The organism is Roseibium sp. HPY-6 (assembly GCF_040530035.1).
Classification (GTDB): domain Bacteria; phylum Pseudomonadota; class Alphaproteobacteria; order Rhizobiales; family Stappiaceae; genus Roseibium.
The window spans coordinates 2,469,935-2,482,463 of record NZ_JBEWCD010000002.1 but is presented as its reverse complement, the minus strand read 5'-3'; the positions used below and the strand labels follow the sequence as shown (position 1 = coordinate 2,482,463).

General features: G+C 55.6%; 9 protein-coding genes. 4 read left to right on the top strand and 5 right to left on the bottom strand.

Annotated features, from left to right (window positions below):
* Window positions 1-326 precede the first annotated feature (326 nt).
* Window positions 327-2,483 (top strand): hypothetical protein, encoded by a 2,157-nt coding sequence (locus ABVF61_RS22500; RefSeq protein ID WP_353995763.1) that lies wholly within the window; start codon window positions 327-329, stop codon window positions 2,481-2,483.
* Between the two features lie 379 nt (window positions 2,484-2,862).
* Here ABVF61_RS22500 and ABVF61_RS22495 read toward each other — a convergent pair whose 3' ends face one another.
* The 4 genes from ABVF61_RS22495 to ABVF61_RS22480 all read right to left on the bottom strand — a co-directional run bounded on the left by ABVF61_RS22495 (window position 2,863) and on the right by ABVF61_RS22480 (window position 7,969).
* Window positions 2,863-4,068, bottom strand: coding sequence for an MFS transporter (locus tag ABVF61_RS22495; RefSeq protein ID WP_353995762.1), 1,206 nt, complete (start codon window positions 4,066-4,068; stop codon window positions 2,863-2,865).
* A gap of 62 nt (window positions 4,069-4,130) precedes the next feature.
* Complete coding sequence (locus tag ABVF61_RS22490; RefSeq protein ID WP_353995761.1) at window positions 4,131-5,798, bottom strand: NAD+ synthase; 1,668 nt, start codon at window positions 5,796-5,798, stop codon at window positions 4,131-4,133.
* A 96-nt stretch (window positions 5,799-5,894) separates the two neighbouring features.
* Window positions 5,895-6,431 carry a response regulator gene (locus ABVF61_RS22485; RefSeq protein WP_353995760.1) on the bottom strand — a complete coding sequence of 179 codons (537 nt, stop codon included), beginning with the start codon at window positions 6,429-6,431 and terminating at the stop codon, window positions 5,895-5,897.
* 155 nt (window positions 6,432-6,586) lie between these two features.
* Window positions 6,587-7,969, bottom strand: a complete 1,383-nt coding sequence (locus ABVF61_RS22480; RefSeq protein ID WP_353995759.1) for a class II 3-deoxy-7-phosphoheptulonate synthase — start codon at window positions 7,967-7,969, stop codon at window positions 6,587-6,589.
* Between the two features lie 275 nt (window positions 7,970-8,244).
* On the opposite strand from ABVF61_RS22480, the gene ABVF61_RS22475 reads away from it, so the two are divergent.
* Window positions 8,245-8,976: a VIT1/CCC1 transporter family protein gene (locus ABVF61_RS22475; RefSeq protein WP_353995758.1), complete on the top strand. Its 732-nt coding sequence runs from the start codon at window positions 8,245-8,247 to the stop codon at window positions 8,974-8,976.
* A 22-nt stretch (window positions 8,977-8,998) separates the two neighbouring features.
* Here ABVF61_RS22475 and ABVF61_RS22470 read toward each other — a convergent pair whose 3' ends face one another.
* Window positions 8,999-9,592, bottom strand: coding sequence for a gamma-glutamylcyclotransferase family protein (locus tag ABVF61_RS22470; protein WP_353995757.1), 594 nt, complete (start codon window positions 9,590-9,592; stop codon window positions 8,999-9,001).
* 54 nt (window positions 9,593-9,646) lie between these two features.
* Here ABVF61_RS22470 and ABVF61_RS22465 point away from each other — a divergent pair, with 54 nt between their 5' ends.
* The gene (locus ABVF61_RS22465) at window positions 9,647-10,840 is read left to right on the top strand and encodes an aminotransferase class V-fold PLP-dependent enzyme (RefSeq protein WP_353995756.1); all 1,194 of its coding nucleotides are present in this window, start codon (window positions 9,647-9,649) and stop codon (window positions 10,838-10,840) included.
* Between the two features lie 105 nt (window positions 10,841-10,945).
* Window positions 10,946-12,472: a sensor domain-containing diguanylate cyclase gene (locus tag ABVF61_RS22460; RefSeq protein ID WP_353995755.1), complete on the top strand. Its 1,527-nt coding sequence runs from the start codon at window positions 10,946-10,948 to the stop codon at window positions 12,470-12,472.
* Window positions 12,473-12,529 lie beyond the last annotated feature (57 nt).

Genomic DNA, 12,529 nt, shown 5'->3' with positions numbered 1-12,529 from the left:
CAAGCCATAACTGGTTGCGCGAACAAAAAAGAAGATGCCCTGCTGCGCCCTCATCAACGGGGGCAGCCGATGCAATCAGACACTCTGCATTTTTCGAAGAAAGGTCTGGATCTGTAACAGATGTGTGCTCCCAGGAAAGGAATACAACCTCATACGCAAACTTAAGTTGTATTTCCTAGAGTATTTGATGATTTTTACTCGTGTGATATAAGTATTCATCGAGTGATTTTTTATTTCTTTCTACCGGAAGCAATTGACCGACAGATCCTGACGCAGAGTGCAAAAAACATACAAGGCACGTTGGTAATATTGAGGACTGACTGGCAATGACCACCACCTTCATTATCTCATCGATTATTACTTTTCTTGTCATGATAACGATCATCACGATCGACGAACGAACGATAAATGTTCAAGGCAAGGATCACAGACAATTATTCGACAACAAGTACATCAAGGCTGTCGTGCGCGCCGATATACTGATCGCGCTCGTCTTCATTTTCTTTCTAATTCTGTTCGGCCTGGCAATACTCCTCAGCGTCACGGGAATCCTGCCCAGCTATAATCATCTTTATCGTTGGCATGAGTTCCTGACTTCAGCGATCGTCTCCAAACTCATCCTCGGGATCGTATTTGGCGGTTTGCTCGCCGTCTGGGTCGCAAAGAACTACCGCAGGCCCGCGGAATCGAAGCTGACACTTCTTGAAAAGATCGAAGGTGTCGCCCTTGTTTTTCTCTTGATTGCTGGGATGACAACGGCCTCCCTTGACGAACTGTTGCGCTCCGTGAGCCTGAACGACGGCAAGGTCAACTTTCAGCTCGCTCAACCGGCTTCCCGGCAATCAAGCGGTCAGGAAGCGCAGTCTGTTAACACGAACAAGAACGACAACGGCAACGGAGGCAACAAGGAGTCCCCCTTCCTTGGCGGGTTTGGCCCGATCAAGGGCATGATCTCGACGATGAAAAGGGACTATGTGTACATCAAGGCCCACAATCCTGGCCTCGCCGATGCGCTGGCCGCGCATGAAGCGGAAAGCGGCTTCAGCGCAACGAACGACATCCGTCCCCCCTTGCCGGTTGCGACCGTTGCCGCCGTTGCAATCACCGCCGATCCTCAACCTGCTCCCCAGCCAATGGATCCGAAACTTGAGGCGATCCTCAACCACAGCCGAATGACGCAGGATTTCGAGACGTCCTTCAAGTCGTTTTTCGCATGTATTGCAGGCTCTCTGGATAAAACGGCTGACCGCCGCTACCTGTTCAACCAGATCGCAGAATTTCGTCCGCTCATTGGCGCGCTTTATCTCAATCTGATCGAACTCGAGAAACTGGTTGGGGACGACCTTTCCCAGGCCGAGATCCTGAAGAAACAGTCTATACAGGATCGCATCGCGGACGTTGTCACCAAGTTCAACAATCTGCACGCAGGCTCGGTCAGTTCAATTGCCGCTGCCTTCACCGAAATCAAAACGTTCGGAGCCGACTACCACGGTGTATCGGCATGTTCGGATCTAAGGATCGAGGATATCAATCTGCCGGTTGATCTTGAACTCGCCTCCGTTTCTCTGAGGCCCTATCTGGCGACAATCTACGCATCCCTCTTGTATATGGACAACCAGAAACTGGCGGCGATCCGGGCACTGAACGAAGATGTCGACAAGTTCAAGAAGCGCTTCAGAGGGGCTACTGTCTCCGATGCGGAATTCTGGTACCTGCAACGAGCGCTCTTTGATGTGATTTTCATGGTTGAGGATTTCTTCATTACGGAGACCCAGTCGCCGCCACCCGACATTCTGGAAGCCCACCTGAAGAACCTCAAATTCTACAGCAACCTGATCAGGCAAATCGACCGCCGGATTCCGCACAAGGAAATGTATGGAAATCACGTGGTCGGCAACTCTGAAACACTTGTGGAATCGCGCTTCAACCGAGATCCGGGATTTTCGTTCGCCTGTCCGGTGGAGGTCTCGGACAAAGACGCACTGGGGTATGACGGCGGATTTCTGTCATTGAGGCAGGCCGGGACGTTCAGCTACCTCTATTACACCATTCAGTCCATATACGTGCAGCGCGCGCTTGGTCACCCGGACTTCAATGACCTTTACGGAAAAGATGCCGGGCATCTGGCTGAAGTTATTGCAAATATCGATTTGAACTGCTCGATTGAAGTGCTGGACCACCCTGAAATCATTGTGCGCCAGCAAAGAGCATCATTTCTTCACATCTATGCCTTGTATGTGGAGCACCTCACCGAGGCAAAACGAAACATCTCCACAAATCACGTCGCCTGGCTTCGCGACCGGCTGGACCTCATCGACAATGCGGCGACCCTGGCACTGGAAGTTCTGGCGCGAAACGAAGCCACGCAGCAGAATCGCGATGAGTTGCGCAATTTCAAGCTTGATAGTGTTCAGGCTGAGCTGAGATACAATCTGCGTTCATTGCTTCGGAGAAACCAAAACAAAATAAACCGCATCCAATAAGACGCGATTTCAAGCACTTACGGAATTACAAGGCGTACCGGATTATGGCTGGGGCAGATACGGGGTAGCCTGAGCCACAGCAGTTGCAAACTGCAACGCCGCCAGCATGACCCCGACATATGATACTTTTCTAATCATACTTTTCTTCTCCATGGCTCCAACGTAGCTCAAAAAACGCTATTTTTCAAGTTACGCAGCCATATTACGCAGCTATCCTGAACCTAAGCTGAACGGCTCTGACCGGCACCAGATACACGATCTGCACTTCGTCGGGCCTCTCGCTGATATGGGCATCGGCAGATATAAAATCAATTACGACACGGGCAAGACTGAGCGCAATCGCTCAGTAAGCGGAGCCGTCAAACATGACTTCCCAAGCTCACGATCTTGCATAAGCCCGCGACATCGCGGCCAGAACGCTGCTGAAAACGAGGCAATAAAGCCCCATGCCGACGATCTGGCTGTCAAAGGCAACCCCGATATCGATCAGCCACCCGACAAGCCCGGGGCCTGCCGCAGAGGCAAAAACCATTATGGAGAAAGCGACGGCGCGGATCGCCCCCATATGCATGGTGCCATAGACCTCGGGCCAGAATGCGCCAACAAGCGTACCGTTGAAACCATGGCTGATGCCGACCAGACCCAGAAATACAAAGGCCGCAACCTGCGCCTCAAAATGTGCGAGCACAAGACAGGCCAGAGCCAGGGGGAGTAACGCATAGGGAAGCAATTGCCTGGCCGAAAACCGGTCAATCAGCGGACCGATTGCAAGCGACGCGCAGACAACACCGGCAGCCATGAGGAAAAACGCGCTTGCAAACACTTCAAGCGACCAACCGCGCAATTCAACAAGGTAGACCTGGTGGAAGAAGATCGCTGTCGCAATGAATGCCGGCGCATTGATGCCGAGCGAAACCAGCCAGAAACGCGGATCAAGCACCGCTTCCTTTCGTGTCCATTGCCGTCCTTCGGCCTTGGTCGACGCAATTTCGGCCGCCGAGGGCGTGCGCTCCTTGGCCAGAAGGATCATCATGACCGGTATCGCGACGATCACCAGGACGAGGGACGATGCCGTCCAGGCGCCGCGCCAGCCGATCGTATTACTCAAGACCACAAAGCAAAGCGGAAACAAGGCTTCCGCCGTTGGAAATCCCAGCATGGCGATCGAGACCGCCCGTCCTCTTTGCGCGGAAAACCAGCGCCCGGCGGCGGTGATCGATGTGTGCGTCATCATCCCCTGCCCGCACAGGCGAAGCCCGAAAAACGCCACAGCAACCGTCCACACAGCAAATGTGTGTGCCATTGCAAGGCAAAAGACCGCCAACCCGGCCATGACGACCAGAGCAATTTTCTGAACGGGGAAATGGTCGAGACTTTTGCCAACATATGGCAGGATCAACGCACTGCCGAGCGTTGCCAGCATGTACAGTAACCCCAACTCGCCATGCGTCAGACCAAACTCGGCGCGCAAGTCACCTGCGGACAGGGATATGAAGAATGTCTGTCCAAACCCCGAGAAGACTGCGAGCAGATAGCTGGACGAAAGCCAGCGCGCATTCTCCCGCAGGAAAGTAAAATAGCTCATGTCAACGAAGCCGGTTGCCCGAAATGGGGCAAATCAGGATGGGTTCCGGCTCCGAACAACAATCAACTGCGATCCCGGAACCGGTTTGTGATTGGGTATCTGCGATCCTTGCCGAAATTCCTCTCGGTGATCTTGACGCCCGGCGGCGCCTGGCGCCGTTTGTACTCGGCAATATAGAGTAGATGCTCGATCCTGTGAATCAGGGCTTTGTCATGTCCGCGTTTTTCGATATCGCCAACAGACATCTCCTCCTCGACAAGACATTCGAGAATGTCATCCAGGACATCGTAAGGTGGCAGCGAATCCTGGTCGGTCTGGTTTACCCGGAGTTCAGCCGTTGGGACCTTGGTTATGATGTTCTCGGGGATCACTTCACCATCCGGACCAAGCAAACCGGCGGGTTTTTGCGCGTTGCGCCAGGCCGCAAGGTGATAAACCTGGGTTTTATAAAGATCCTTGATCGGGTTGTAGCCCCCGTTCATATCCCCATAAAGGGTCGCATAACCGACCGACATTTCGGACTTGTTGCCCGTGGTCATGACCATGCGGCCGAATTTGTTGGAAACCGCCATGAGAATGACGCCGCGCGTACGCGACTGGATGTTTTCCTCTGTCGTATCTTCATTCGTTCCCGCAAAGAGGCTGCTTAGTGCGGAACCGAAGCCTTCGACGGGCTCGGATATCGGAACCGTGTCATATCGAATTCCGAGTGCCGATGCGCAAGCCGCAGCGTCCTTAATGCTTTCCTCGGACGTATATCGGAAAGGCAGCATGATCGCATGAACCTGATCGGCCCCAAGCGCATCGACGGCCATGGCGGCGCAGATCGCCGAATCGATACCGCCTGACAAGCCCAGTACGACGCCAGGAAAGCCGTTCTTGTTCACATAGTCACCGAGCCCAAGAACACAGGCGCGCCAGTTGGCTTCGTCAAGATCAGGCAGTTTTGCGACTTCGCCGCTTTCGCAGACCCAACCGTCCCCTGCTCTTTTCCAGTCGCTGATGCCAAGTGATGTTTCGAACTGAGGCATTTGAAACGCAAGCGAACGGTCCGCCTGCAGCGCGAACGAGCCGCCGTCAAACACAAGCTCGTCCTGCCCGCCAAGCTGATTGCAATAGACCAAAGGCAGACCGGTTTCGACAACGCGGGATACGACGACCTGGAGCCGCTCTTCAGCGCGGTTCACCCAATAAGGCGAACCATTGGGAACCAGAAGCAATTCTGCACCTGTTTCCTCAAGGCACTCGCAAACTTCATCATTCCAGATGTCTTCGCAGACCGGCAGGCCTATGCGCACGCCGCGAAAGTCCACAGGCCCGGGCAACGGACCGGCACTGAAGACCCGCTTTTCGTCAAATACGCTGTAGTTCGGCAGATCGTATTTGAAGCGGACGGCGCGGACTTCTCCCTGATCGAGCAGAACGACGGCGTTATAGAGCTTTCCTTCGCTTCCAACCCAGGGTGATCCGATAACAAGCCCGGGGCCGCCATCGGCAGTTTCGACGGCAAGCTGTTCGGCTGCCTCCATGCATTTTTCAACGAAGGCCGGTTTCAGAACGAGGTCTTCTGGTGGATAGCCTGCAAGCACCAGTTCGGAGCAAAGAACCAGGTGGGCGCCCTTTTCGGCGGCATCCCGCCGGGCCTTGCGCACCAGCTCCGCGTTGCCGGAAACGTCACCTACTGTCGGATTGAGCTGCGCAACCGCCAGCCTGAATTGATCGGTAATCATGGGAAGTGCACCAGGATGAGTCTTTCATCCCTGATTTAGCGGCAAGGCCGGACGGTTGCAATCACCCAGATCGGTGAAACCGACGCAGCATCAACGCTAGAGAAGCGCAAGCCCGGTATCGGCTTCCGGCTCTGCATCGGATGCATCATCGGAGATACCTGCAATGTTGAGCTTTCTCGACTTCTGCTGAGAACCGGGGCCCATTATGCCTTTTGACCGGCCCTGCATTTCCTGCCGCTCGAGAATATCTCCGATGTGGCGGTAGAGAATGGCCGGAGCAATCGGCTTGGCGACAAAACCGTGAACGCCGATTCCCATCGCTTCCAGGATCGTGGCGCGGTTGGCATGTGCCGATATCACGAGGACCGGAACAGTGGAGATCACCATGTCGTGGTCGCCGCGCAAAATTCTCAGGAACTCACTGCCGCCAAATGGGTTCATGACCCAGTCGAGCAAAACGATGTCCGGTTTGCGGTCGACGACCAATTCAAGAGCCTCTGCGCCATCACTTGCTTCGAAGATGGAGCGTACACCGAAACCGGTGAGCACCGAGCGAACAATCGTGCGCATGTGTGGATTGTCTTCCGCGATCAGGCACGAAATTCTCGAAAGATCCCACTTATCACGCAACACGGTTTCTCCCCCGCAATTCGACGGGCCCACTATGGGAAACGAGCGTTAAATGTGGCTTACCAGCCCTGCAATTTTTCGTAATATTCCGTCTGAAAACCAAAAAAGGGTGGCCAGAGCCACCCTTCAGGTTTCCGTCAGGCAATTTGAGAACCCGTTCAGGCGCTCGCTGCAATCGGTTGCGCCTGGCGCCCGTCACGCTCTTTCTTGAGGTTTTCAGCGATCAGGAACGCCAGCTCCAGGGCCTGATCCGCATTCAGACGCGGATCGCAATGCGTGTGATAGCGGTCACCCAATTGCTCGGCAGTCAGGGCATGCGCCCCACCGGTGCACTCGGTAACGTTTCGACCCGTCATTTCAACGTGCACACCGCCGGCATGCGTCCCTTCGGCCCTGTGCACCTCAAAGAAGGCTTCTACTTCGCTGAGAATGCGGTCGAACGGTCTGGTTTTATAGCCGCCGGCAGTGATCGTGTTGCCGTGCATAGGGTCACATGACCAGATAACCGACCGGCCCTCGCGCTCGACGGCGCGAACGAGCTGCGGCAGATGATCATATACCTTGTCCGCTCCAAAACGCGCGATAAGCGTCAAACGGCCCGGCTCGTTATCCGGATTGAGAATGTCGACAAGTTCCAGCAAGCCGTCCGGTGTCAAGGACGGCCCGCACTTCAGCCCGATCGGATTTTTGATCCCGCGGAAGAATTCGACATGCGCATGGTCCGACTGGCGCGTCCTGTCGCCGATCCAGAGCATGTGGCCCGACGTCGCGTACCAGTCACCGGAAGTGGAATCGACGCGGGTGAGTGCTTCCTCATAGCCCAGGAGCAAGGCTTCGTGGCTCGTGAAGAAGTCTGTTCCGCGCATTTGCGGCACATTGTCCGAACTGATGCCGCACGCACGCACGAAGGCCAGGGCTTCGGTGATCCGGTCAGCCAGTTCCTTGTAACGGTGGCCTTGCGGGCTGTCGGTGATGAAGCCGAGCATCCACTGGTGCACCTGATCAAGATTTGCGAAACCGCCCTGTGCGAACGCACGAAGAAGGTTCAGCGTCGCGGCAGACTGGCGATAGGCCATGGCCATCCGGCCCGGATCCGGAATCCGGCTGTCTGAAGAGAAATTGATGTCGTTGATAATGTCACCGCGATAGCTCGGCAGTTCAACGTCATCCTTCTTTTCAATATTCGACGAGCGCGGCTTTGCGAATTGCCCGGCGATGCGGCCAACCTTAACGACAGGCTGGCTCGCGGCGTAGGTCAGAACAACAGCCATCTGAAGAAAAACGCGGAAAAAGTCGCGGATATGATCGGGATGGTGCTCGGCAAAGCTCTCTGCGCAGTCACCGCCCTGAAGCAGAAAACCATTGCCCGCGGCAACATCGGCAAGCTGCTGTTTCAGCGCACGCGCCTCCCCTGCAAACACGAGCGGCGGATACGTCGACAGGCGCTGTTCAACACTCGCCAAAGTCTCTTGATCCGGGTATTCCGGAACCTGCAAGATCGGTTTCGATCTCCACGTTTCCGGGCTCCACTTCTCCGCCATTTTCTCTACTCCTACTGGACGCGCGCCGTGTCTCGCATTGTCGCGCGCGATCCGCACTATTCTAGACCTTTTCCGTTTGCGTATCTAAAGCAAACGTGCGGCGTTATACACGCCGATGAATGCTAACGCCACAGGGTAAATCAGCCAAATTAGCGCCAAACCTGGCGCAATATCTATCTGAGACACCTTTTGCGTGCCTTTCGCCATTGACTTTGATCATGGCTCGCTTCGCCCCGCCCGCGCACGCTGTCTTCCCGATTGATCAGGACAGACACATGCCCGTTCCCGTATTGGAGCACAGTCACCGGCCCGACGATATCGCGTCCAGGCTTTCCGCAAAGCCCGCAGCCAGCTACTTGCGCGACTGGATTTACGGCGGCATCGATGGCGCTGTCACCACGTTTGCCATCGTTGCAGGCGCGGTCGGTGCGAGCCTGACACCCAAGATCATCCTTGTTCTGGGCGTGGCAAACCTTCTTGCAGACGGTTTTTCGATGGCGGCGGCAAACTACAGCGGGTCAAAATCTGAAGATGAGGCATACGCCCGCCTTCTGGCGATCGAAGAGAAACACATCTCCCTCGCCCCTGAAGGCGAAAGGGAAGAAATCAGGCAGATTTTCAGCGCCAAGGGATATGAAGGTGACGACCTCGACGACCTCGTTCGTCTTGTGACCTCAAACCGGGCCACGTGGCTCGAAACAATGATGCAGGCCGAGTATGGTCTGACATCGAGCACACGTTCACCGTTCCGGGCGGCATGCGCGACGTTTGCAGCCTTTGTCTTCTGCGGCAGTCTTCCGCTCTTGCCGTTCGTGTTCGGATTCACGTCTTCTGCGTTTTATACCACTGTTCTCACGGCATTCGCTTTTTTCCTGATCGGCTCGATCAAGTCACGCTGGTCAACAAAGGGCTGGCTGCATTCCGGTGCAGAGACGATGGGTATCGGGCTTTCCGCCGCCGCAATCGCTTTCCTTGCAGGCTACCTCTTACGCGGAATAAGTATCTGAAAGCCCCTGACAAAAGCAAGATTCAGCGCGGACCGATAAAGCTCAAGCCATGGGATTGTGTCGCTGCGTCGATTGCGTCGCGCACCGTGTCATCAAGGGAGACCGCTCGAGGATAGACAGGCGCATGCCTGTCCCTCAGGACGGGAACATGCCACCCTTCCGTCGTTTCAAGGAAATGCTCAATTCCATCTTTGCCCCACAAACGATGGAATCCGGCCAGCACACAATCGAGGTAACTCTGCAATATCGGATGGCTCTCGGTTCCCCATCGGTAGTGCTCAGGCGCGGCCACAAAGACGAAAAGGTCCTCCGGTCCTTCGCTTTGCGCCGTGTCGCAGCGGAACGAGACGCCCAGGGAGCCAACCTTTCGATACCTTTTTTCCCGCCTCTCGAGGTCTTCAAGTCCTGCGCGGGGTTCACGAACCATGACACCCCAGATCTCCTTCTCCGGATCCTCGCGGATACTGAGCGCGCATCTGCCCTGACCATCGCTGCCTTTGCCGCAAACCCGCCACTCTCGCACCCAACCTTTCAGCTTGCCAGGCGTCGCATCGGCCCTTGCCGGCAAAGTGTCAAGATTGACGAGGGAGCCATAACCAAAATATGTGATCGTCATTGAGCGCAGGTCTTTGATTTGCGGACCGCAAGAAACACGGAGCCCAGGGTTGCCATGATTGTCCCGTCCCTTTCCCAGTATGATGTTGCGGTTCTGAGAGAGGACACACCCGGTTTAGGGGAGCTGATCCACTTTAACAATGCCGGAACAGGGCTGGCCCTCAGGCCGGTTCTCGATGCTGTGATCGGTCATCTTGAGGCGGAAGCCAGCCTGGGTGGATACGAAGCAGCAGCGAAGGCAAAAGCAAGCCTTGATACATTTTACTCCGCGCTCGCTGCACTGATCGGCAGCAAACCGCACGAGATTGCCTACATCGAAAACGCAACGCGCGCATGGGACATGGCGTTTTACGGTATCGACTTTCGGGAAGGCGACCGCATCGTCACCGGACGTGCGGAATACGTGTCAAACTATGTTGCCTTTCTGCAAATGAAAAAGCGCAAAGGGATTGAGATCGACGTTGTCGAGGATGATTCAGACGGCCAGATCGATCTGAAGGCATTGCGCAATGCCGTAACTGGCAAGACCCGTCTGATCGCCCTCACGCACATTCCGACATTTTCAGGCCTGATCAACCCGGCCGAAGATGTCGGTGAGATCGCTCGATCCAGGAAAGTTCTTTATCTGCTCGACGCCTGCCAGTCGGCAGGGCACATCCCGCTCAACGTCAATTCGATCGGCTGCGATATGCTCTCGGGAACAGGCCGCAAATATCTGCGCGGCCCGCGAGGAACGGGTTTTTTGTATGTCAGCGATCGGATTCTCGATCAGCTCGATCCGCCCTTCGTCGATCTGCAGTCGGCGAACTGGCTGAATGACAACACCTATGAACTCGTGCCGCATGCCCAGAGGTTCGAGACATGGGAGCGCTATGTGGCGGGCCAGATCGGTCTTGGTGTTGCCGTTACCTACGCTATCGGATTTGGAATGGAGCGGATCGGCAACCGGATCTGCGCACTCGGGGCCCAGCTCAGATCCGAACTGTCAGCACTGCCCGATCTGACGCTGCATGACAAAGGTGCGCGCAAAGGCGGGATTGTCACGTTCACCATTGCAGGTGAAACGCCCATTCAAACCCAACAGAGGCTGTCAAGCATGGGCATAAACGTCTCTGTCAGCACTGCGACTTCTGCGCAGATCGATCTTCCGCACCGCGGCCTCGACGCAGTTGTGCGAGCTTCCCAGCACGCGTTCAATACGGATGACGAAATAGAACGTTTCGTTAAGGCTCTCGGCAAGTCGGAGTGATTTCTCGCCAGAACTCCAGGACTGCGCACGCCGCGTTAAGCTTCGTCTGGTATTCGAATTACCAGATTGAAGGGGGTGTCAGCTTTGCTGGGAAACGACGCAGACATGGGGCAGTCGTATGTCACGGCGACCAGCCGGGCAGCGACAGGACGGCAGATCAAGATCTGGATCTTTGGCCTGGCTGTCCTGCTGATCGTTTTATCAACGGCTTCGTTGACATTCATTGCCCATTTGGCCTGGAAAGAGGCCGACAGGCGCTCGCTTGAAGGCGACAAACTTCGTTTCACCAGCGCACTGAACTCCTACCAGCGCCTCGTTGCCATGGATCAGACCGACATGGCGCAATGGGATGAGACATTTATGGCGCTGCAGCGCCCCCTGGACCGGGACTTTATCGAAGGCCAACTCGTCGCAGAGATGTGGGAGCAGTTCGATCTGGAGCGAACCTTCATCGTTTCCACAAGCGGCGATCTTGTTGCGCAGGCCCTTGAGGACAATGTGCGCTTTCCGGAACAGGCAACACCCGCAGATCCGGTCATCCGGGAGCTGGCAAAGCGGACCCGGGAAAGTTTCGAAACCAGGAAACGCCAATCCAATTCCGGTTTTGCCGAGTGGTACTTGCCGCAATCGGTGTTGCTTGATGTTGCGAATTCCGCATTTGCCACGATCGATGGCAAGCCCGCTCTTCTTGTCGCCGTGCCGATTTTGCCGGACTATGGACGCGTCAGGCTGACCGGCGAGTATCCGGCTGTTCTGGTCAACGCGGTTTACTTCGACGACATTCTCGTCGCGGAGCTCAACGAGAGCCTCAACTACCGCGACTTGAGGTTCCATGTCGGTGAACCGGCGAACAAGCATCCGACCAATCACCTCATCTGGGCTGCGGACGGTTCAGTCCTCGGCTATTTTCGCTGGGATCAGGCCAAACCCGGCCTTCATATCTGGCTCATGGCGCTGCCGCTCATACTGCTGATGACGGCGATCATCTCCATTATCGCATTCGCAGCAGCAACAAGGATCAGCCGTCTGTCGAATTCGCTCGAAGAAAGCGAACGCAAAAATCATCACTTTGCGAACCACGACGCGTTGACAGGTCTTCCGAACCGGCACCATTTTTCCGACCGTCTCGCCTACTCGATCGACAGTCTGCCTGAGAAAGGGTTTGCGCTGTTCACCTGTGACCTGGATCGCTTCAAACCGATCAACGATACATACGGTCATGAGGCCGGTGACAAGGTGTTGTGCCAGGTCGCCGCGAGATTTCAGACCCACTTCGGCAAGGACGCTGTTGTCTGCCGTATCGGCGGCGATGAGTTTATCGTGCTCCTGACGGCCTATTCCAGCCTTCAGGAACTCGAAGACCTTGCCGATCAGCTGAAAACGTCCATGTCGGTTCCCATGGATATCGGACATGGCGAGAAGGTCGAAGTCGGGTTGAGCATCGGCATCGCGACCGCTCCGGAATGCGGCCTGAACGACAAGGACCTGATCAGGATGGCCGATATGGCTCTTTACCGGGCGAAGGAGAACGGCCGCAACGCGATTGAGTTTGCGGCACCTCTCTATCTGGAGGCAACGTCCGGTGACACGCAGACGAACCGGTCTTTTTCACCACGCACTGCCGCGCAATAACGCGCTTGCATCATCGCGCTGCTTAGACTTGGCAAGACTTACAATAAATAACCGGAA

What these genes read in the sequence shown, in the direction of transcription:
- ABVF61_RS22500 (WP_353995763.1), top strand. Translation starts at nt 327, where the DNA reads ATGACCACCACCTTCATTATCTCATCGATTATTACTTTTCTTGTCATG.
- ABVF61_RS22495 (WP_353995762.1), bottom strand. Translation starts at nt 4,068, where the DNA reads ATGAGCTATTTTACTTTCCTGCGGGAGAATGCGCGCTGGCTTTCGTCC.
- ABVF61_RS22490 (WP_353995761.1), bottom strand. Translation starts at nt 5,798, where the DNA reads ATGATTACCGATCAATTCAGGCTGGCGGTTGCGCAGCTCAATCCGACA.
- ABVF61_RS22480 (WP_353995759.1), bottom strand. Translation starts at nt 7,969, where the DNA reads ATGGCGGAGAAGTGGAGCCCGGAAACGTGGAGATCGAAACCGATCTTG.
- ABVF61_RS22475 (WP_353995758.1), top strand. Translation starts at nt 8,245, where the DNA reads ATGCCCGTTCCCGTATTGGAGCACAGTCACCGGCCCGACGATATCGCG.
- ABVF61_RS22470 (WP_353995757.1), bottom strand. Translation starts at nt 9,592, where the DNA reads ATGACGATCACATATTTTGGTTATGGCTCCCTCGTCAATCTTGACACT.
- ABVF61_RS22465 (WP_353995756.1), top strand. Translation starts at nt 9,647, where the DNA reads ATGATTGTCCCGTCCCTTTCCCAGTATGATGTTGCGGTTCTGAGAGAG.
- ABVF61_RS22460 (WP_353995755.1), top strand. Translation starts at nt 10,946, where the DNA reads ATGGGGCAGTCGTATGTCACGGCGACCAGCCGGGCAGCGACAGGACGG.